Source organism: Psychrobacter sp. ANT_H59 (genome assembly GCF_008369225.1).
Classification (GTDB): Bacteria; Pseudomonadota; Gammaproteobacteria; order Pseudomonadales; family Moraxellaceae; genus Psychrobacter; species Psychrobacter cryohalolentis.
On sequence record NZ_VOBE01000001.1, the window covers coordinates 40,646 to 62,479 of the forward strand.

General features: G+C 41.7%; 21 protein-coding genes. 12 read left to right on the forward strand and 9 right to left on the reverse strand.

Annotated elements, in window-relative coordinates; all coding sequences use genetic code 11:
• The first annotated feature begins 109 nt into the window (after positions 1–109).
• Entirely contained in the window at positions 110–1,354 is a 1,245-nt protein-coding gene (locus FQ083_RS00150) for a DUF819 domain-containing protein (RefSeq protein WP_149408248.1), read from the forward strand.
• A gap of 11 nt (positions 1,355–1,365) precedes the next feature.
• On the opposite strand, the gene FQ083_RS00155 is transcribed toward FQ083_RS00150, so the two are convergent.
• Positions 1,366–2,778: a PLP-dependent aminotransferase family protein gene (locus FQ083_RS00155; protein WP_149408249.1), complete on the reverse strand. Its 1,413-nt coding sequence runs from the start codon at positions 2,776–2,778 to the stop codon at positions 1,366–1,368.
• A gap of 182 nt (positions 2,779–2,960) precedes the next feature.
• Between FQ083_RS00155 and FQ083_RS00160 the strand changes: the two genes are divergently transcribed.
• From FQ083_RS00160 to FQ083_RS00180, 5 genes are all read left to right on the forward strand, one after another.
• Entirely contained in the window at positions 2,961–3,917 is a 957-nt protein-coding gene (locus tag FQ083_RS00160) for an EamA family transporter (RefSeq protein WP_149408250.1), read from the forward strand.
• Between the two features lie 362 nt (positions 3,918–4,279).
• On the forward strand, positions 4,280–4,483 hold the full coding sequence (locus tag FQ083_RS00165) for a hydantoinase B/oxoprolinase family protein (RefSeq protein ID WP_262880804.1): 204 nt from the start codon (positions 4,280–4,282) through the stop codon (positions 4,481–4,483).
• Positions 4,484–4,554: 71 nt separating this feature from the next.
• Positions 4,555–4,926, forward strand: a complete 372-nt coding sequence (locus FQ083_RS00170; RefSeq protein ID WP_188004041.1) for a helix-turn-helix transcriptional regulator — start codon at positions 4,555–4,557, stop codon at positions 4,924–4,926.
• Positions 4,927–5,025: 99 nt separating this feature from the next.
• Positions 5,026–6,018, forward strand: a complete 993-nt coding sequence (gene rhuM, locus FQ083_RS00175; RefSeq protein ID WP_149408252.1) for a RhuM family protein — start codon at positions 5,026–5,028, stop codon at positions 6,016–6,018.
• Between the two features lie 96 nt (positions 6,019–6,114).
• Positions 6,115–6,870, forward strand: coding sequence for a zinc-dependent peptidase (locus tag FQ083_RS00180; RefSeq protein WP_149408253.1), 756 nt, complete (start codon positions 6,115–6,117; stop codon positions 6,868–6,870).
• 126 nt (positions 6,871–6,996) lie between these two features.
• Here FQ083_RS00180 and FQ083_RS00185 read toward each other — a convergent pair whose 3' ends face one another.
• The gene (locus FQ083_RS00185; protein ID WP_149408254.1) at positions 6,997–7,671 is read right to left on the reverse strand and encodes a hypothetical protein; all 675 of its coding nucleotides are present in this window, start codon (positions 7,669–7,671) and stop codon (positions 6,997–6,999) included.
• Between the two features lie 224 nt (positions 7,672–7,895).
• Between FQ083_RS00185 and FQ083_RS00190 the strand changes: the two genes are divergently transcribed.
• Complete coding sequence (locus FQ083_RS00190; RefSeq protein WP_041753113.1) at positions 7,896–8,369, forward strand: hypothetical protein; 474 nt, start codon at positions 7,896–7,898, stop codon at positions 8,367–8,369.
• A gap of 687 nt (positions 8,370–9,056) precedes the next feature.
• Positions 9,057–9,185: a hypothetical protein gene (locus FQ083_RS12745; RefSeq protein ID WP_262880805.1), complete on the forward strand. Its 129-nt coding sequence runs from the start codon at positions 9,057–9,059 to the stop codon at positions 9,183–9,185.
• Positions 9,186–9,495: 310 nt separating this feature from the next.
• Here the strand turns inward: FQ083_RS12745 and FQ083_RS00195 are convergent, their stop codons facing one another.
• Positions 9,496–10,665, reverse strand: a complete 1,170-nt coding sequence (locus FQ083_RS00195) for an MFS transporter (RefSeq protein WP_149408255.1) — start codon at positions 10,663–10,665, stop codon at positions 9,496–9,498.
• 223 nt (positions 10,666–10,888) lie between these two features.
• On the opposite strand from FQ083_RS00195, the gene FQ083_RS00200 reads away from it, so the two are divergent.
• Positions 10,889–12,268 carry a PLP-dependent aminotransferase family protein gene (locus FQ083_RS00200; RefSeq protein ID WP_149408256.1) on the forward strand — a complete coding sequence of 460 codons (1,380 nt, stop codon included), beginning with the start codon at positions 10,889–10,891 and terminating at the stop codon, positions 12,266–12,268.
• Positions 12,269–12,549: 281 nt separating this feature from the next.
• Here FQ083_RS00200 and FQ083_RS00205 read toward each other — a convergent pair whose 3' ends face one another.
• Entirely contained in the window at positions 12,550–13,149 is a 600-nt protein-coding gene (locus FQ083_RS00205; RefSeq protein WP_149408257.1) for a DJ-1/PfpI family protein, read from the reverse strand.
• 578 nt (positions 13,150–13,727) lie between these two features.
• On the opposite strand from FQ083_RS00205, the gene FQ083_RS00210 reads away from it, so the two are divergent.
• Positions 13,728–14,420 (forward strand): thiopurine S-methyltransferase, encoded by a 693-nt coding sequence (locus FQ083_RS00210; protein WP_149408258.1) that lies wholly within the window; start codon positions 13,728–13,730, stop codon positions 14,418–14,420.
• Positions 14,421–14,431: 11 nt separating this feature from the next.
• On the opposite strand, the gene FQ083_RS00215 is transcribed toward FQ083_RS00210, so the two are convergent.
• Positions 14,432–15,760, reverse strand: coding sequence for an ATP-binding protein (locus FQ083_RS00215; protein WP_149408259.1), 1,329 nt, complete (start codon positions 15,758–15,760; stop codon positions 14,432–14,434).
• 460 nt (positions 15,761–16,220) lie between these two features.
• Here FQ083_RS00215 and FQ083_RS00220 point away from each other — a divergent pair, with 460 nt between their 5' ends.
• Positions 16,221–17,141 (forward strand): glutaminase, encoded by a 921-nt coding sequence (locus tag FQ083_RS00220; protein ID WP_011513663.1) that lies wholly within the window; start codon positions 16,221–16,223, stop codon positions 17,139–17,141.
• A gap of 578 nt (positions 17,142–17,719) precedes the next feature.
• Here the strand turns inward: FQ083_RS00220 and FQ083_RS00225 are convergent.
• A complete protein-coding gene (locus FQ083_RS00225) occupies positions 17,720–18,181 on the reverse strand; it encodes a DMT family transporter (protein WP_149408782.1) in 462 nt (153 codons plus the stop codon).
• An 8-nt stretch (positions 18,182–18,189) separates the two neighbouring features.
• Positions 18,190–18,624: a DMT family transporter gene (locus FQ083_RS00230; protein ID WP_149408260.1), complete on the reverse strand. Its 435-nt coding sequence runs from the start codon at positions 18,622–18,624 to the stop codon at positions 18,190–18,192.
• Between the two features lie 98 nt (positions 18,625–18,722).
• On the opposite strand from FQ083_RS00230, the gene FQ083_RS00235 reads away from it, so the two are divergent.
• Positions 18,723–19,658 carry a LysR family transcriptional regulator gene (locus tag FQ083_RS00235; protein ID WP_149408261.1) on the forward strand — a complete coding sequence of 312 codons (936 nt, stop codon included), beginning with the start codon at positions 18,723–18,725 and terminating at the stop codon, positions 19,656–19,658.
• 647 nt (positions 19,659–20,305) lie between these two features.
• On the opposite strand, the gene FQ083_RS00240 is transcribed toward FQ083_RS00235, so the two are convergent.
• Complete coding sequence (locus FQ083_RS00240) at positions 20,306–20,521, reverse strand: hypothetical protein (RefSeq protein ID WP_083759467.1); 216 nt, start codon at positions 20,519–20,521, stop codon at positions 20,306–20,308.
• 171 nt (positions 20,522–20,692) lie between these two features.
• Positions 20,693–21,832: an alkene reductase gene (locus FQ083_RS00245; protein ID WP_149408262.1), complete on the reverse strand. Its 1,140-nt coding sequence runs from the start codon at positions 21,830–21,832 to the stop codon at positions 20,693–20,695.
• Positions 21,833–21,834: the final 2 nt, after the last annotated feature.

A 21,834-nucleotide genomic window follows, 5' to 3' on the forward strand; every position in this document is an offset into this window, starting at 1 on the left:
TATTCAAAGCTTTTAAAATTAAGCTTTGTACTCGATAGCTACTTGCGCGTTTTTTTTGCCTTGTCTATACTGACAAACTTTTATTCATCGTGTGCTGTGGAGCCAGTTGATGCCGGATATTTCTTATTTAGCTATTGAAAGCTTGCCATTAGCGTTTGGCATCATTATGGCGATTATTGGTTTGGTATTTTATACCCAAGCATTGCCTGGTAAGTTTTGGCAACGGTTTTATGCGGTGCTACCGGGTATCGTACTGTGCTGTTTTATACCTGCGACGCTAAATAGTCTAGGTGTCTTCGCTGACGGTATTGGCTCGCAGATTTATGGTTTTACTGCTACCTATCTGTTGCCAGCCAGTTTGCTATTGATGACCTTGTCGATGGATGTACCGAAGATACTGGGCTTAGGCTGGAAAGCGATAGCTATGTTCTTCGCTGCTAGTATCGCTATTGTCATTAGTGGTCCTATTAGCTTAGGTATCGCTAAATGGGTGTCGCCTGAGATGTTTACCGATGATACGCTATGGCGAGGCTTTTCAGCGGTTGCTGGTAGTTGGATAGGAGGAGCTGCTAACCAAGCAGCGATGAAGGAGCTGTTTGGCGTCAGTGATGATCTGTTTGGGATGATGATATTGGTTGATACCACCAATGCTTCACTGTGGTTACTGGCCATCTTAGTCATGGCAAAACACAGTGAGAAGATTGACAAGTTTTTACGGGCGGATAGCAGTAGCATTGATAAGGTCGTCAAAGCCGTTGAGAGCTATGAGCGTGACAATGCTCGTCCAGCGACTTTAAATGATTTGATGGTGATGTTTGGCTTATGCTTTGCCATGGTAGGTGTCGCACATTTCGTTGGTGGTCAGATTGCAGGGTTTTTTGCGCCTTATAGCTGGGCGGTACAGTATAGCTTTGCCAGCTCGTTTTTTTGGATGGTTGTGATTATCACCTTAATAGGGGTGATTTTCTCCTTTACTAAAATACGCAGACTTGATCATGTTGGTGCTTCAAAAATTGGTACCGTCTTTATCTTCATATTAATTGCCGCTATCGGTATGCAAATTAATCTAGCAGGCATCGTCTCACAATGGCGACTGCTACTCATTGGTTTGCTCTGGATGAGTATCCACGTTGTCATTATTTTTGCGGTCGCTAGGATAATTCGTGCGCCGTTTTTCTTTCTGGCCGTAGGCTCCAATGCCAATACTGGCGGCGCGTCATCGGCACCCATTGTCGCAACGGCATTTCACCCATCACTAGCGCCAGTTGGGGTGTTTTTGGGTATTTTAGGCTATGCCGTGGGTACCTTTGGCGGTTATATTAGTACGCAGATGATGCGGCTGGTGGTGGGATGATAGAGTTTTTATCAGTATTGACAGCTTTTATCCAAATAATCACCCAACCACCTCAAAAAATCATCGCCAGTTGTTGATACATTGAGTCGCAGATGGGTTGAGGCGCTCGCATCTGGATAAAACAATTGCCCCGGTGCGACCAGCCAGCCTTCTTTGTAGGCATCTAGTGCCAGCTGGCTGGTATCTTGCCCCGTGTCTACCCAAACAAAGAGACCTGCTTGTGTATGATCAGGGTAGATAAGTCCTATCTTTGGTAATGCTTGGCGCATTCTTTCATGAGCCCTATACAAATGCTGCTGCACTTTTTTAATCTGCCGACGATACTCACCATGCGTCCATAAATGATGACAAACCCGTTCGCCAAATTCTGGCGTGTTTGAATTGCTTAAGGTTTTCATACGTAATACATCATCAATATACTTATCAGGACAGACCAACATGCCGACGCGCCAGCCAGACGCCATCGACTTTGAAAACCCAGTTGCATAAAACACCCGTTCAAACTGATCAAGACTGGTATAACGCAGCACTTGACCACCCGGTACGAATGCGGCGTATAAATCGTCCTCAAAAATATAAGCATTATACTCATGAACAAGATTGAGTACTTGGTGCGCGCGGGCAGGATGCAGATTATAGGATGTTGGGTTGTGCAGCACGCTATTAGTCAGGTATAACTTAGGGCGATACGTGGCAAACAGTTTTTGCATGTGCTCGATATTAGGCCCTTGATGGTCGCGTTCTACAGAGACGACGTTTAAGCCCTGTTGTTGCAGGCAGCTCGATAGCCAATACCAGCCCGGCCCATCAACGACTACCGTATCCCCAGCTTGAGTAAGAAGTCGCGCAACCATGTTCACGGCTTGCGACACTCCTGCTGTAGTAATCACATGGTCGGCATTAGTTTGCATGCCTAGCGTATGCAGGTGTTGAACCAGCTGCTGACGTAGCGGCAGATAGCCGTGAACATTGCCATAATCATAGATAAAGCTATCGGCTTGCTGGGTGACCTGCCGTATGGCCCATTCCATCTTATCATTACGTACCCAGTCTCTCGGTAATGTTCCCACCCCCGGCGAGCGATGATGCGGGATATCACTAAAGACCTGCTGTATCAGCCAGCGCGTATCTATTACTCGGTGCTTAACGACTGCTCTTTTATCATCATTCGGCTGAACTACTTTTGCTTGCGTATTGACATAATAGCCCGAGCTGGGCTTAGCAATTAGCACGCTGGTAGCCACCAATTGCTCATAAGCTTGTACCACCGTAAAGCTTGATATATTTAATAGTTTCGCTAACTTTCGCACCGAGGGCACACGCTGATTGGGCAGGTAAATCTGCCAGTCAATACGCTGCTGTAACCATTCAGCGACGGCGGCAGTCTTGGTTAAATTTGGATTGAGCGTATAGGTTTCGACCATAATGAATGTGCTTATCCCTTCAATGTCATGATTAATTGTAACGTTAAGAGTAACTATACACTTTGTTCACCATTCGTAAAACTGTATCGGGTCTGTTATGGGCATTTAAACTATAGTTGACTGTTAATATTCAAACATTAATAACAACTCAGAACTAATAATAGCTATTCTAGGATAAGCCTATGACCCTTCTACACATTGCTCTAGCTGTACTGGTTGCCTTTATTTGGGGTGTAAACTTTACCTTTATTGCCTGGGCGCTTGAAAGCTTTCCACCACTAATGTTAACCGCGCTACGTTTTTTCTTTACTGCCGTGCCGTTGGTTTTATTCCTTAAACCGCCCAAATTCAACCCTACGCTATTTATCTATGCTATTGGTACGTTTGTTATGCAGTATGCTTTTGTATTTACCGCCATGCATTTGGGTGCATCGGCAGGGTTGACGGCGCTGTTGTTGCAAGTTCAAATTTTTATTACCGTCTTGCTGGCGTACGTCATATTAGGTGAAGCGGTGAGTCGCATGCAGATTATCGGTATGTTAGTTGGTGTGCTAGGGCTTGGTGTGATTGCGCTAAATCTCGGCGGTGATATGCCCTTGGTTGGCTTTATCTGCATATTGATTGCAGCCATAGGTTGGAGCTTTGGCAATATTGCTTCAAAACAAGCCTCAACACAGCAAAGCGCTAGTAATATTTCTACTGCCTTGCCTGTCAATAGCAATAGAAACAACAAAGCTTCAAATAAGACATCGGCACTGTCTGCGCTATCACTAGTGGTATGGGGCGGTCTGATCGCCTGTGTGATTTTGACGTTATCTTCTCTACTATTCGAAACCGAAGCATGGCATCTCGCCACATTTACTGAGGCATCCTTCCAATCTTGGTTATCGCTTGGATTTATCGTCTATGTCTCAACCCTGATCGGCTTTGGACTATGGGCGCATTTGCTTAGTCAAAATATCGCCTCCAAGGTTATGCCCTTTGCTCTACTGGTGCCCATATTCGGTATGGCGACCTCAGTGCTGTTCACAGGAGAGGTGGTGACGTGGTGGAAGATGCTAGCGATGATGCTCATCTTATCTGGATTGATATTGGCAAATGTGAAGATGGGCCTAGGCGGGAAGTCTGCGCACGCATAGTAGTAAATAACTTATAGCTTCCTATAGGGTTAGTAAGAATAGACAAAAAGAGCAGTGCATCACATATGAGGCATTGCTCTTTTTTTATTCTGAACGCTTTATATCCCACTATGATAAAGATGAAAACAGGCTGCTTATAGCTACAGCTGTACACTCACAGTCAAAAAATCTGCACGCACAGTCAATCTATTTTGCCAAAACCTCGCTATAGTGAAAAAGCTTGATCATTAGGATAGATGATAAGCCAGATAAAGCGCGCGCTGAAGGGTAAGGATAAATGGTCATATAGACCGGTATATTCTCTTATTTCTCTTATATAAATGCGCTTCTTCTGACCCAAATTTCTCGACAAGGAGTCTTTCATGAGCAACGCTCACCCCTCTATAGATCCTATTACCTTGTCTGTCGTACGTGGTGCCCTAGAAACGGCGCAGCGTAAGATGACAACCACCTTAGAAAAAACCGCCCGTTCGAGTGTCTTTAACTTAGCCCATGACTATAGTAATGCGCTGTTTGATCATTTGCCTGAGATGATTTTGCAAGGGCAAGATATTCCCATTCATTGAAGGTTAAAATCCTAGAGCAACAGCTGCTTAACCTTATTGTATTGACATTAAGCGCCCCGAAAGAGGTGATGATGAGTAACAGCTCGTCCATACAGTCGGTACATCTAAAGCGCATCGAGCATTACGTCTATCTGCACCTAGAAAACCCCGCTTTAACCCCAGCGATGGTCGCTGCTGCTTGTCATATATCGGTCAGATACTTGCATAAACTGTTTGCTGAGTTGCCCTATAGTTTTTCGGAATGGGTAAAAGAATTGCGCTTAAAGCAGGCCAATCATATTTTAAAAACCAAAAGCTACGTAACCATCGATGAAGTTGCGCATAGAGTCGGTTATGGTGACCAAGGTTACTTTTCACGCATTTATAAGCAGCATTTCGGTTATACGCCGCGAGATACTCCAAGCACAAGCACAAGCACAAGCACAAGCACAAGCACAAGATAGTCATTGTTATGTACTCTGTCATGCAGTCGCTGTATGATTTGCCTATTAAGAATAATAACCACAGCGCAAGCATTTGTATTTGGATTGGGGAGAGCTGAGATGATTAACGTTATGAATGATGACGTGGCAAAAGTAGAGATATATGAAAGCGCTGATGGAGAGGCGCAGGTAGACGTTCGCTTCGAGCAAGAGACTGTTTGGCTCACGCAAGCACAAATGACCGAGTTGTTTGGTCGTGACCAATCAGTGATTTCGCGTCATATTGCCAATGCTATAAACGATGAAGAGATTGCTGAAAAAAGCAATATGCAAAAAATGCATATTGCAAATTCTGATCGCCCTGTGACTTTTTATGACTTAGATGTGGTTATCTCAGTAGGCTATCGCATCAAGTCCCCTCAAGGTGTGCAGTTTAGACGCTGGGCAACCCAGCGCCTACGTGAATACTTGGTCCAAGGCTATACGCTCAATCAAGAGCGCTTTGATAAAAACTCAAGCGAGCTACAACAAGCATTAAATTTGATCAGAAAAACCGCGCAAAGTCCCGAGCTTAAAACCGATGAAGGTCGCGGCTTGGTTGAGATTATCAGCCGTTATACACAGACATTCTTATGGTTACAGCGCTATGATGAAGGTTTGCTTGATAATCCTGCAGGAGAAGATGGCGGTATCTTACCCAGTCCGACTGAGGCAATGGCAGCACTGACGGATTTGAAAGCGCAGCTGATAGCAAGGGGCGAGGCGACTGAGTTATTTGCCAAGCCTCGCGGTGATGGGTTGGACAGCGTATTGGGTAATTTAGAGCAGACGGTGTTTGGCGAGCCTGCATACCCGACCATCGAGAGTAAAGCGGCGCATCTGCTGTACTTTATGGTCAAAAATCATCCTTTTACCGATGGCAATAAACGCAGCGGCGCTTTTTTGTTTGTAGATTTTCTGCATCGTAATAAGCGACTGCTCAATGATAAAGGTGACATGGTTATTAATAACACGGGGCTTGCCGCATTAACGTTATTGGTCGCTGAATCTGACCCCAACCAAAAAGAAACCTTGATTAAACTGATTATGAATATGTTGTCGTTAGAATCTTGATAAATAGGCTTATTGTCAGCACCACTTAACCCCATAAAACGCATAACGCCAATAATAAAAAGTACAGTCTAACGACAAAACTAAAGGAAATTCAATATGTTTAGCATGATAAAAGACTGGCGCGAGCAGCGTATCTTAGACAACAGCGAGTTTACCCGTGGTGACTGGCTGCAAGCGGCTCAGCGTATTGTCATACTTGATAGGCTAAACGAAGATGAGCTAACACGTCTCTTTGAGCTGGCGACGTTGTTTTTGGCTAATAAGTCAATTACTGGGGCGCAGGGTTTCGAGATTACCAATGCTGTTAGGCAGTCTATTGCCTTGCAAGCTTGCCTGCCTATCTTAAACCTTAGCCTTGAATGGTATGCTGGCTGGTCGGCCATTATCATTTATTCTGGTTCCTATAAGAGTGAAACTACCACTGTCGATGAGCTGGGCATTGTCCATGAGGGTAGTCAGCACCGTAGTGGCGAAGCGTGGCTGCGCGGCCCCGTTATTCTGTCGTGGAAAGATGCGAAGCACTCAGGCGAGCGCGATGGTCACAACGTGGTCATTCATGAGTTTGTACATAAGCTTGATATGCTAAATGGTCGCGCTAATGGCTTTCCGCCGCTGCAAGCGGATATGGATCCTGCGCGCTGGACTGAAATTATGACGCGAGATTTTGAGGATTTTCAAAGCTATCATAAATCAGGTCTCGACTGTTATGGCACGACCAATCCTGCGGAGTTTTTTGCGGTACTCAGCGAAGTATTTTTTGAGACGCCGCAAAAGCTGGTCGATGCTTATCCTGATATTTACGACATAATGGTGAAGTTTTTTCGCCAAACGCCACTTGAGCTAAGACCGTAAGATTTATGTATATCAAAAAGTAAATATATAATAGTTGAAGTAAACAAAAAGGGCGGTGCACCATAAACGACGCATTGCCCTAATATCATAAAATATTTCTAATGAATCAAACGCTTAATCTTTTTATTACACTGTCCATCTATCGTTGACGATACCAATCAAGTAGCGTTTACCTTGATAGTCATCAAATACTAAGCGCATACCACGCCAGTCCATACCATCATATTCAGCTGTCCCTTTATAATGAAAATCTACCACATCTGATTTTGGATAAGCCTCATTGACGTTATTAATCATATTGCCTCGAGATTCAAACTCGTTGATAGTTATACGCGCATTATTATATTTTTTAGCATCAATCCAAGTTCTTAGATATTCTGGTAGTGGTACTACCAATGCCTCGCCAGTACCGTCTTTTTCGCCCCAAGTAAAACGAATTTTTGATTGTTGTAGATACTGAGCATACTGCTCGCGGCTAAAGACTTTATCCGTATCAGTCCTTACATAAGCATACATCGAAAAACGTACGCCACGAGTTGGGTGAATATCATCTGTGATTCTAGAAAAATCATTATTGGCAAGAGCGCGCTGGATACGCAGTGCTTGCTGTTTGAGCGTTTGCTGGCTCATATCTGAGACTATAGGTACAGATGGGTTACCAGTTGATTGATTTGGAGTGCTGGCGTTGGATTCAGCAGAAGATTGGCATCCTGTGATTGCTAGCACTAAACCAAAACCTGCCGCGGTTGATAGCTTATAAAGATAAGACTGAAAAATATTAGAACGAGTAGATGGCATCATAACAATATCCTTATCGTAGCTTATTTAAGTCATTCCAAAACACATACTAGATCCAATGTATATTTACCAATCAATAGTACTAATAACGCATCAAAGTTTATAATGGTGCTGTGTAAACAGTATTTTTTAATAAACTCGATAGACACAATTAAGCAGTAAAGTAGTAGTTTGTATGTGATTTAATGAATATAACACTTAAAACGTCATATTTCATGGAGGGTGCCATGCAAAAAATGATATTTTCTATAATGATGCTCGCAATAGGGTTTTCTGCTATCACGGCTACTGCTAATCTAACGCAGCCTTTACAGACAGCTTTTGCCATGAAAATCGATACTGTCGCCAAGATGTACCAGCAGGATGTGAATAATGAAGGAATGGATAACCCAGTGGTATTACAACAATATGCCAATCCGGATCTAAAGGCTGCCATGCAGCGTGAGCAAGATTACTTTGCTAAAGCGCAAACATCCTGTCATGTGGGTTATGATGTCTTGTGGAATTCTCAAGATCCTGATTATGCACAAGACAAGCAATTTTCAGTGACGACCAGAGGCTTGGTTCAAGTCAGCTTAGCGCATGGCCATGATGTTTATTATGAATTGTCCTGTGATAATTCTGCGTGCCAAGTGGCGGATGTAATCTTAGATGAGGATGGAACATCTTTACGAGCGCATTTGCTTAAAAACTGTCCTTAATTAGAAACCAATATATCGACATCAAATAACTGCTGATAGAAATCAATGGGATGATTAGCAAATAGCATTATACAAAATATGATGTGCCCAAATTATAAAACCGTTGGTTTGTTTTCGTATAATGTATATTATGTTAAATGAAGTGTATGTAGTACTAAGTTCATAGGACTATGTTCAAGCATTAAGTTGTTAGTCAGTCTGCTCGATAATTGCTTAATCATAATATGTGTTACCTGTTTAAATAATCATTGTAATCATCACTAGTATAATTACTAACTGATATGTCTTGAAGGTTTAATACGCGGAGTCCTAATCGAACTTAATGCATTAAATCAAGTCGCTAATAGCCTCTCTGCATATATTTCAGAAACCTCTTATAGACATGTTATGGATACAGTGATTTTATTATTCATTCAAAGTTAACCTCTTTGATAAACTTGTTCTGCTCATCATTACTGTGCTTACTATCTTCACAATGCCCAATAAGCCCCTTGCATAGTCTCTCATTCCCAATTATCACCTCACAATCAAATAATGATTACTTTACATTGAGATTCTCAATCAAAAATAATTGTTTTTTGACTGTCATATCTATTACGGGCTTTATTAAGATGACCAAGAAATAAATAGTTACTATTGCCTACTAATTTAAGCAAGTCTCATCGCTTTATGCGCTTGGATGAGCTCATGCTAACATCGAAAAAACTGGGCAATACTGCGGGGCAAGATTTTATAGAAAAGGCGTTTTTCGGTAATAATTGGATGGAACATCGCTATGATATTACCGTACTGTTTATTGTCGCTTGTCATCAGTAAGATAAAAACGAGGGCTTCTATTCGGCAAAAGACCAGAAAATTATTCAATTTTCAACAGTTTTTGCTAAAGAATATTCTTCTCAAGGTCAAGGTAATGAGCACTTATCTATGTCAGGCTTTAACGCTACCCTATTGTATCAACAGGATGCTTCTTGCTATGAAAAAGCGGCTTATCATAGCAGTGAGAGCAGTCATTACCTGATTGTGCCTTATGTTCGGTTTATTGTGTGCTGTGTTTGATTGATTACAATGAGAAGCATTTATTTATTTCCTATTAAAGAAAGCTTGTTTAGCTAAATAAAATCTTATATCAAGGTGCTGCAATAGTGGCGGACTCTGGTTTTAAAATAGACTGACTTGCGAACAATAAAAACGCGCCCAGCAGTAAAAACAACCCAAAAGCGTAAAATGCAACAGTAGAACCATACTGATCTACCATCAAACCAGTAAAAATCACTGGCACGCTAAACCCCATGTAAGCCATTAAAAAATAGCCAGCACTAGCACGAGCTTGCTCAGTGCCAGCAGACTGTGTCACCCCTGACAACCCGCCTAAATATACGAAACCATAACAACTACTGCTAGCTAAAAAAGCCGCTAAAAGAATTACTGGTAGATTGGCATGCAGCGCACCCCAAGCAAGCAACGCATAAGCAGGAAGTAAAATCAGAATGCCCAATTTACATGATACTTGAGGATCAAGCTTTCGAGCGATAGGCTGAAATAATAATCCACAGCTGATGGCAAGCATAGAGGATATTCCAGCATACTTAGCCAGTCCATGCGTGGCTAGTACGGACGGAATAATAGACAATACCAATCCGGTAGTCGCCCAACAAATCAAAATACCGCCGCCATACCATATCACTTCACGATTAAAATACGGCAGCTTGAGCATTGATTTAATTGTATTAGAGCGTTTCGGCGCAGTCTCAGGCAGCCGCCATACTAAAAATATTGATAAAAACGCGCTTATTAACAGGAAGAAAAAGCTGGCAGGATGCTGTGTCTCATACAACAATAAAGAAACTGTCGTTAATGCAGGCCCAAGACCAAAACCTATAGTGGTACTTGCGGTTACCCAAGTGGTAGCATGCCCCGTATCGGACAAGCCAATCAATTCAATCATATATGCAGTTGCCGTCGCTGCCATTAAGGCCGTGCCCACACCAAGCAATAATCGCGCTACTGCTAATGCTCGCGTATAAGGATAGAACATCATCAGAGCAGTTGCCGCTATTGATAAACCTAAAGAGATTAAAATCGTCTTACGTCTCCCAATCCTATCGGAGAGTCCACCAAAAGCTAATAATACCGGTATCACCCCCAACACATAAAAAGAAAATGCGACCGTGGTTGCTAAAACACCGTAGCCGTCATTTTTAGCGTAAATAGCATAAAGCGGCCCTTGGATATTAACGCTAGTTGTTATGACACATAATGCAAATGCCAAATATTTATTATATTTTTGAGTACTCATATATGGCTGCTTTTAAAAAAGTATCATTGGGTTGATTGATATTAATGGTTGTCACCACTCAGGCTTTATAGCCATATCACATCGTTTTAGGTTCAATGATTAAAACAAAAGTGCATTAGTTTATCTATATACAATCCCGTACAATTGGACAGAACTGTTTGGCATATAAAACCCATACAGCTCTTCTATCGAATTTATATATTCATGGGTTCACTTGAAAAATATGAAGCATCAATTAACACGAATTGAAAACGTCATGGCTGACGTTAAAGAAAAGATAGCAACCGTCGTCTATATGCCCGGAACACGCCTACCCTCTGTAAGGGCAGCGGCGAACAGTTACGGGTTTTCACCATCAACGGTAGTTGAAGCTTACGAGCGCTTGCAAACAGAAGGTACTATTTACTCACGCCCTGGCGCAGGGTTCTATGTCGCAGAGACGACAGCGCCGCTCTCATTGAAAGAGTCAGGACACAATCTTGATCGCGCGATAGATCCACTATGGGTGTCGCGACAATCGCTTGAGCCATCCGATAATGTACTAAAGCCTGGCTGTGGTTGGCTGCCTCCAGATTGGCTCTTTGTGGAGGGTATGCGCCGAGGCTTACGACATGCGGCAAGAGGTGATGTTACCGTTATCAGTGAGTATGCAACGCCGCTAGGATTGCCCGCATTGCGCCAATTACTGACACGGCGTATGGCAGGACTGGGAATCGATGCGCAGCCTTCACAAGTAATGCTGACAGAGTCTGGCACGCAAGCGATAGATTTAATCCTTCGCTTTTTATTGACCGCAGGCGATACGGTAGTCGTTGATGACCCTTGTTATTTTAATTTTCGAGCGCTATTGCGTGCTCATAGAGTCAAAATCATTGGCGTGCCTTATACGCCGAATGGTCCAGATATAGATGCCTTTGCGAAAATTTTAGAAGAACACAAACCACGCCTATACATTACCAATACCGCCATCCATAATCCTACTGGTGCAACCTTATCGCATGCTACGGCGTACCAAATATTGCAATTGGCTCAGGCATCTGGTTTATATATTATCGAAGATGATATTTTTTCTGATTTTGAAGTCAAACCTGCGCCACGGCTTGCGGCATTAGACGGCTTATCACGCGTGTTTTATATTGGTAGTTTTTCTAAAACGTTATCGGCATCCTTGCGCTGCGGCTATATTGCAGCTCCTAACGAGTGGGTTGAGAGTTTGCTCGATTTAAAGATAGCGACGGGATTTGGCGGCGGTCAGCTGGCAGCAGCCGTCGTGTTATCAGCGTTAACGGACAGCGGTTATCGCAAACATATGAGCACGATGCATATGCGTCTTGCAAGCGCACGTTCTCAAGCGCTGCCACGCTTGGAAAAATTGGGAATTGTGCCGTGGTTACTACCACAAGCAGGGATGTTTCTTTGGTGCCGCTTGCCTGACAATAATAGTGCAACCGAACTGGCAAATCGTTGTTTGTCACAAGGTGTAGTCTTAGCCCCAGGCAATGCTTTTAGTCAATCAAAAAATGCTGAGAACTTTATGCGTTTTAATGTGGCACAAGCTAGAGATTCACGTATATTCGAAGTATTGGCTCAAGCGTTGGTATAGCCAACAATGCTTAGAAGTTTTATATATTTAATAAATTATCCAATATGGCTGCTAACCATGCGTTATTGTTTCCAATATATTGGTGGCCACACTCTATTATCTCAGCAGGTGATTGGACAGATTCAGGATAGTTACTAAGTTCATTTTAGATTCCATCACGCCCATTCGTTACCATCTTGACTATACTCTCTCGGGTCACTTCAAAGTGACACTGCCGGCCGATAATGAAAGATCCAAGCTCTTTATGCCGCGGTGTTTGTTAAGCAAATTTATTAACGCTTTCAACCTATATCAAACTCCATACGTCTTGCAGTTGTTTGCATAGTTTGACTATCTAGTAACTTCTTCACACAGTACAGGCTGGCATGAATACCGGCACTTATTCCTGCTGATGTTACCAACTTAGTAGTCTCGTCACTGGCATCGACAAAACGGGTATTCGCGATAACTTCAATATTAGGATAGGATGCTAAATTGTCCAAATCCATCCAATGAGTGGTTGCAGACTTGCCAGCCAGCAATCCAGCTTTTGCTAATAGCAAGGCACCGGTGCAGACTGATAGCGTTAACTCGGTAATCTTTGCTTGAGAGATAATCCAATCAATAAACACTGGATTATTTATTTCGATCTTTTCAGCACCATAACCGCCTGGAATAACCAAAACATCGATAGTGGGATGATTGTCGAAGCTATAATCCGGTATAACAGTTAAACCATTTCTAGCAGATATTGGCGCTTGGTGCTCGGCAATGGTAATGACATCAAAATGCTTATCACTGCTATCGTTTTCAGCCAATGAAAATACCTCGAAAGGTCCTGCGAAATCTAATACTTCGACTTCGTTAAAAAGTAATATGCCAACGGTTCGTATCGATGTCATGGTGTGTCCTTGAGTTAATATTATTAAATTAAATATCGCTCATTTATACCCGTATAATCAAGCTTAATCTTCATTTACCTTTTTAACCAACGTCGCCATCGCATCCGCCTTTGACGTTCCTAGCTGTTTCAGTCCTGCGACAGCCCCTACTCTATTTTCAGCAGATTTGTTTTGGCTCAACTTAAACTGTGCTCGAATATTTCAGCAAACACAAATGATTGAATACTTATCTACTCTGATGCACACGTTTGATAATAAAAAATTGGTACTTGATAGACAGACGCCCGCAGCGTTGAATAAATTAGCCATTACCTGCCAGCAAAACCGCTAAAGCAAAGGCAGACATTGATAAGATTAAGGATAGGCTCATAGCAATTACTCAGTCAAAAAATCGAGTTTGCTTGAGAAATATTATAAAATATTGAAGAAAATTACTTAAGAAATACCCTATCAGTAAATGGCGCACTAGTTGACATTCATATCTATTTTATCAAAGTGGATGCATCTTGAGACAGCTTAGAGGTGTCCATAGTAAAATAACAAGGCAGACTCAGTCTAATACAATAAAGGTTAACTTTATGACTCCTGAATTTTGGAAAAATGCATGGAAAAATAGCCAAACTAATTTTACTCAGAAAAAACCAAATCCCATGCTAGTACATCATTTCAAAGCACTCAACACCCCTAAAAATGGTCGCGTTTTTGTGCCCTTATGCGGTAAGAGCGTGGATATGCTATGGTTTATAAGTCAGGGTTTTGACGTTATTGGTGTTGAGCTGTCAGAAATAGCAGTCATACAGTTTTTTGCCGAAAACGATTTGCAAGCGACAGTATCACCACATTCAACTATTCCTAATCTTACTTGTTATCAAGCTGAACACGAAGGACAAACTCTCAAAATCTGGATGGGTGATATTTTTGATTTAAGTCCTATTGATATTGGAATAATAGATGCTGTGTATGATCGTGGTGCATTAGTAGCTCTTCCAGATATGAAGCCTGATAATTTACGTACACGCTATACACAGAAAATGATGGCGCTTAGTAATAAAGCAAACCAACTTCTCTTATCTTTTGCTTATGACGGTGAGAAGCAGCGCAGCGATAATCATAAAAACTTACCTCCTTTCTTAGTGACACTATCTCAACTTGAACAATATTATGCTGAGTACTATGAGATAAACTTAATAGCCCAAGAAAAAGTAGACTATGTTTCTACCGCAGGTGATTCAGGATATCGTCTTGTCTATACATTAGTATCTAAAAAATAATATTTTCTAACTCAATGCCTAACCTCTATGACAAGTCTTGTTTGGGCAAGCTCATCAAGATATTGATCTATGATTTGAGTGTTTTCTCTATCCAAATGGGCATCCCATTCATCAAGCATGACAATCCTACTTTGGTCATCCTCTCTAATTTCTTGAATTTGCTTGATGAGTTGTTGTCCTGTTGAACCCTTATGGGCTTTATCTGATTTGTAATTGAAATACAAATTGTGCTTAGCGGGTAAGTAGTAAGCCTGCTCTTGGTAGTGCTCTTTGAGCTTGAGCAACATACAAGATTTACCAACGCCATTATTACCAACCAACGTTACTCTACCTTGCTTGGGTAGTTGTGTTGAATCAAAAATATCCCCTGTTTGCTTAACACGTATTTGGTCTGCTTGAATATAGTTATCTAAATTGACAGCGGTAGGTTGTAAGACCTCCAAAATACCATCTAGCATCGTTTTGATAACGCCAATACTGGTATGGTATCCAATCAATGCATAGCACATTTGCAATAGCTGAATTTGTCTTGGCAGCGTGGCAATTAGTACCGCCATCGTCGCAGCATCCTGCCAATTTTTATTAAAAATAAAAGCCGTGACCACAAAAACAGGCAGCATCAATATGATTATGCCTAGACTTGAATTGATATGCTGGATCGATGTGGATTTAACACTATTATTCTTCGCTGTCGCAAAGCTTTTTTGAACAATATTATTATAGAGCGTGTAATTATGCTTATTGAAAATAACGACGTTATCCCAACTGTCAAAGAGTTTAGCGGTTAAATTCAGCCGTGATTGCTGATCTGTTTTGGCAGCCGTTTTTAAAGCATGTCGTCTAAAATGCACAAACATGGAGGCGAAAACAATTCCTACTGCATAACCAAGCAGTAAGGTGCCATCTAAAAACCAAGCAATGACCAACACGTTAAATAAGACATTGAGTACCAACGCTGAAATATCAAAAATGCTATCAATGACGGTTTCAAGGGTGTAGTTGCTTTCCTGAGCGAGTGTTGTGGTTGCCGTACTCTGTAACTCATCGTTAGATAACAAGTAGGTCTTGCCTAAAAAGACGGTATGAAAATTATCGTTGTATAGCTTATGAGCGTCGTACTTGGCTCGCTCTGTATTGGTGACACAAAAATACGCAGGCACATAAACCGCTACTAAAGAGAGGGCAAATAGCACCATATACAAAATTGAAATAGTGTCCTCGGTCAGACTTTGTGCAAGGCGAGCAATAAAGTACGTTGATGAAGCAACAATAATTTGCTGAATCAGCAAAAACAGCAGTGCAACCTGCAAATGCCTATTTAGTATGAGCTTATAAATCAATTTTATTCACATCCTTTCAGATCAAAACACAATAATTGAGCAAGTAACGACTTCTTACTGGTGTCAACTCTGCTGACATATAATATTCTTACTATCTTTTAGAGGTATAGTACTATCTATGAGATTGGCGAAATATATCAACTGTATCAATAGAGTTAATAACCTCTTGGTAATTATTTACTACATTAAATGTAGACATGGATTTATCTAGTACCTCTTTGGAGGGTGAAAATAAGCATCCCTGAACTGATAATACGGAGCAACCCCACTCATTATTTTTGCAAAAAAACTGAAATGACTGTGAGATTATGCTCACGGTCACAATAATCTCCGAGAATCTGAGTGCAATTCAGTTCAATAGAACTTAATTAAAATATAATATTTACATCCTTATCACCTTTTATTCAGTTAAAATCACTATTATTCAACAACGCAGTAGAAATACGGTTACCCAACTCATATGCAACAGATTCTTAATGATATTGCCGCAGAGATGGCCCTTGAAACCGATCGTGGAAAAGTGGCAGATTATATCCCGCAACTGGCGCATGTCGATCCGAACCAGTTTGGTATTGCCGTAGCGACACCTGATGGGCAGGTATATGTAGCAGGGGATGCGAGCACCCTATTCTCGATCCAAAGTATCTCCAAAGTATTTACCTTGACCATCGGTCTTGGCAAGTTAGGTGATGCGATTTGGACCCATGTTGGTCGTGAGCCATCTGGCGATCCCTTTAACTCGATCACCGTATTGGAGTTTGAATCGGGTCGACCGCGTAATCCATTTATCAATGCTGGTGCGATTGCCGTGGTGGATGCCATTATGATGGGACATGAGCCGAAAGAAACCTTGGGTGAAATTCTGCGGTTTGTACACTTTATTGCCGATGATGATTCGATCCGTTTTGACCATAAAGTGGCAGCGTCTGAAATGGATCACAGAGATCGAAATGCCGCCTTAGCCCACTTTATGAAGTCCTTTGGTCATATAAAGCACGATGTGGATAAGGTGCTCGGTGTTTATTTTCATCAATGCGCGATTGCAATGAGTTGTGAGCAGTTAGCCCGTGCTGGTCTTTTTTTAGTGTCTAATGGTGTTAATCAACACACAGGGATACGAGTGATTAATGCACAGCAGTCTCGACGGATAAACTCTTTAATGATGATGTGCGGTCATTACGATGGCGCTGGTGAATTTGCCTACCGTGTCGGGCTACCGGGTAAAAGTGGTGTTGGTGGCGGTATTTTGACGATAGCGCCAGGTAAAGGCTCAATCGCAGTCTGGTCACCAGGGCTTGATCACGTAGGAAATTCCAAACTTGGGTCAAAGGCATTAGAGCTGCTGGTACAGAAAACGGGCTGGTCAGTTTTTTCGAATTGAGAGCGATCACTTAATGCTTTTTTAATTGATTATCAATCCAGCGAATAATGTCGCTTTTTCGGATGGTATTACATCCTGATTGTAGTGATTCTATTTTAGGGATCGGTAAACGGATACTCTGATCCATGTTTGCGTCCATTGATATCCCTTAGGGTATATCTATATCGTCTTTTGTGTCTTCCAAACGTGTATAGAAAATCCTTTTTCCTATACATTTTGACTTGGTATTTATAAATTTCCTATGCTTCTAGACTTAATTGAGCCGTATCTAAAAGAGAGGTTCAGAAATATTTAAGATAGGTTGCCTAGGGCGCGTTTGAATCCATGAACTAGTGCCTTAAGGCTTGGATTTTTACCAGTATTTTTAGCTAAATGTAAGCACTAGCATTAACAAAATCTAATTAATTGGAATACCATAATGATCTGCGATTAGTTCAACGGTGCGCTATACAAGCATCGAACTGCTAGTGTTAAATATGAACTTAATGACTATAAAATCAACAGCATGGGTCATTATGATTGAGCTGTCTGATTAAAACCTCCCATATTAGTTTCTACAATTTCTTCAGCATAGCTCACTACTGAGCCTCTTTAGGTTCAGACTTGCTGCTAGCATAAATAAAATAAAGCGCAATTGCCAAACAAACCAAAGCACCTATTCGACTGCCTGAAAGGCTAATCGCCTCATTACCTAACCAACCAAAATTATCAATTAATACACTCATACTCAGCTGACCAAAAATAACTGCCACCGTTGCCACAGCAGTCCCAATACGCTGGACCGCAACCACCATAATGACAATGTAAGGAACACCACACAATGCGCCAAGTAGCTGCCACTTAGGGACATCCATCAAAGTAATGGTATGATTTGGCTCAAAAAATAAAATGAGCAAAGCGGTCACAACCGCACCCACAGAAAAGGTTAAAAAGGCACTTTTAAATACGCCAACATTGCCGCCAAGGCGACCATTTAATGCCGCTTGAACGCTCAAAGCTGCGCCGCCAATTATTGCTAATACAATCATTAAAATAAGCATCATTTAGGTTATCCTTTTGCCATAAAAACAAGTGCGGCAATAATGAAAAATAAAGCGATAATTCGTTTGCTGTCTATTTTTCGTTCCACGGTTTCGAATAAACCATAATGATCTATGATTAAACTCTGAAATACTTGCCCAGCCAATATCCCAACCATCGTCAGCGCAATGCCAATAACAGGCGTCACCACGGTTAATACCACAACATAAACAGGCCCTAAAATACCACCAACCAGTAATAAAGGCGGCTGTGAGAAAAAGGAAGGGCTGTCTCGCGGACTAAAAAACAGCATCAAAAAGAATGTTAAAGCAGCGCCAACACCAAAAATGCTCAATGTTGCCCACAGCTCGCCTACTTGACTCCCTAAAGGCCCAAGTAATCCTGCTTCAACAGACAACCCCATGCCGCCTAACACAACAATGAGTATCAATAAAATTTGCATGAAAAAATCCTTAATGAGCAATACGCTGCAGCTTACAGCAATGTATACCCATTAAAAAACGCTATAATACGAAAATGACCTTTGCATAAGTTGCACAAATGAATACGGTAGATACCATCAACATACAAACACTATTATTTTTTATAGAGGTTTTTGACGCTCAGAGTTTTTCTGTAGTGGCTCGAAAAGAAGGCGTTTCGGCTTCTAAAGTGTCACGTATTATCAAACAGTTAGAGGACTCACTGGGACAGCAGCTTTTTTACCGTAATACACGCGCTGTTACTCCTACTGAGGCAGGTCGCGTATTTATGCGCTATGCAAAATCCATGACCGAGAGCATGAGTGCAGCACAGCAGGAGCTTCAAGACAGGACATTAGAACCGGGTGGTTTAATTAGAATCAACGCTCCTGTATTTTTTGGACAACGACATATCGCACCTTGGCTGCCACAGCTTAGTGCTCAGTATCCTAAATTACAGATAGATTTGAGTTTAACGGATGACTTTATTGATCCGTATCATTATGCAACAGACGTTATTTTTAGAATTGGCACGTTACATGACTCCGCCTTTCATGCGCGTATTTTTGGCGAGCAAACCTATCATCTTGCCGCCTCTCCATCATACATAAGCACGCATGGTAAATTGCACGTGCCAGCAGATCTGACACATCATAAATGTTTACTATATAAAGGCTCAACAGGACCCAATCGTTGGCTTTTTAAAACAGAAAGTGAGGATTGGACGCCATTCTTAGCACCCGCTTTATTGATGTCCAATAATGCAGAATCTTTATTGGTATCTGCACTCAAAGGTATGGGAATTGTGCTTTTTCCAGATTGGCTCATCGGTGAGCATTTAAAGAGTGGTGAGCTTATCAAGCTACTGCCTAATTATAGTACGGCCGTCAAAACCACACCTCAACATGTCGCAGCTATTTATCCTCATACTCGTCATGTCTCTCTAAATGTTAGAACATTAATTGATTATTTTGCCAAAGTTTATGGTCACCCTCTTTATTGGCAACTCAATTAAAAAACAAGAATTTAAAGCAATAAGTATCCATGCACCTTATGAGGAAAAGGTGCAATAGGAATATGTAATTGTACCTATTCAGGAGCTTTCCTAACTTAGGTTATTCATTGTTGAGAAACACCCCAAGGGAACCAGTTATTTCATCCTTCAAACCTATTAATAGACCACTTAAAATAGACTCCGAGTTAGGTATGTTTATTAGATATTAAACTGTATCCCTAAGCAATTCTAGCATTCGAAATCAGCTTCAAAGCTACTCTCATTCATTATTGTAGAAAGTACAAGATTGATGGATGCTCATTTTACTTTGTTTTACGCTTTTGTTCATTTGCGCTCGAAAATCTGCTGACCTTTCGGGTGATCATAGAGAAATTCTTGATAAGCGCAGAATCAAGCCTTCGAATACTTATCTGCTCTCATACACACTCTATAATAAATGGGAATTGTTGTACTCAGTCTAAGTCAGATATTAAGGTTTATGAACCATTTATTCTCCTCCTTATTATAGAGTGCTGTTTTTAATATCCGGCTGAAATCCAACCAACTCAATTATCTGGTTTACAAACTTACCCGTGCCATCAATCATTTATCATCTCAATCAATACTCTTAAAAACCCATATCCAAACTAGGCAAAGAGCAACGCTTGTTATCTTCTTAAGCGCTCAATGAGCCAGCCTGCTAGTGGAAATGACACCATCTGCGTCAACGGTACGAGTATTATGGTTTCAATCAATACCACCACTGGCAGACTTAAACCATGAGTCACAGGCTTTAATAACGTTAATACGATTAAGAGCGTCGGATAAAGTCCGACATATCCTACTAATATACGTATCAGTCTGTCTTTAGTATTCTGATTCATTGCCTGCTACCTATTGATAAAATGATAAAAGAAAAATATTTAAGCGACAAAAACAATAATTGTCGCTTGATGATTGACTGTTTGTGAATATCCAATAAATCCCAAATTTATAAATAAAAATAAGGCCATTAGTATTAATGGCCTTATCTCATTCACTGCTCAGCTGCTTTGCTATTCCTGATAGCGAGGATAATCACTGTAGCCAATGGCAGTGCCACCATACATCGTGACAGGATCTGCCTCATTGAGTGGCCAATCATTGGCTATGCGTTCAGGTAAATCGGGATTAGCAATAAAAGGACGACCAAAAGCAAATAAATCCCCATAACCTTTAGATAATATATCAACCGACTTCTGCACAGTATACTTACCCGCATAAATAATACGTCCTGAAAACTCAGCTCTGACAGCTTGGTAAAAAGGCTCTGGCAAATCAGGCGCATTATCCCAATCAGCCTCTGCAATGGACAAGTAAGCAATACCCGCCTGCTCAAGCACCTTAATCGCTTCAATATAGGTATGATGAGGATCCGCTTCTACTAGCCCTAGATACACACGAGTCTCATCCGTGCTGGCAAATAAAGGCGCAAAACGTACGCCTAAACGATCAGCACCAACCACATCACTGACGGCAGCGACCACTTCTTTTAAAAAACGCAGACGATTGGTCAACGAACCACCATATTGATCATCACGTGTATTACTATGCTCAGATATGAACTGGTTCACCAAATAGCCATTGGCACAATGTAGCTCTACCCCATCAAAACCCGCTTCTAATGCGTTGCGTGCGGCTGCCGCATACATAGCGACCAGTTCACCCACTTCTTCTGTGCTCAGTGCGCGTGGCTCACTTGGATCGGCCAATGCGCCTGTACCTGGGCCTGTTTCAATAAATACTTTTACATTGTCAGCAGCAATCGCTGATGGGCCTACAGGCTGAGCACCTTGCGGCTGTAAGCTGGTATGAGACACGCGGCCAACGTGCCACAGCTGCGCAAAAATAATACTGCCTTTAGCGTGTACTGCCTGCGTGACTTTTTTCCAGCCTTCAACTTGGGCTGGTGAATGAATCCCGGGCGTCCATGCATAACCTTGGCCTCGTGGCTCAATCTGTGTACCTTCAGTCACCATAAAACCTGCTGTCGCACGCTGTGCATAGTAGCTGGCCATTAAGTCATTAGGAATATTGTCAGGCTGTGTGCTACGAGAGCGTGTCAATGGCGGCATTACGATACGGTTTTTAAGGGTATAAGGTCCAAGTTGTACAGAGGAAAATAGTGTATTTGTATTTAGAATGGTTTGTGTCATAA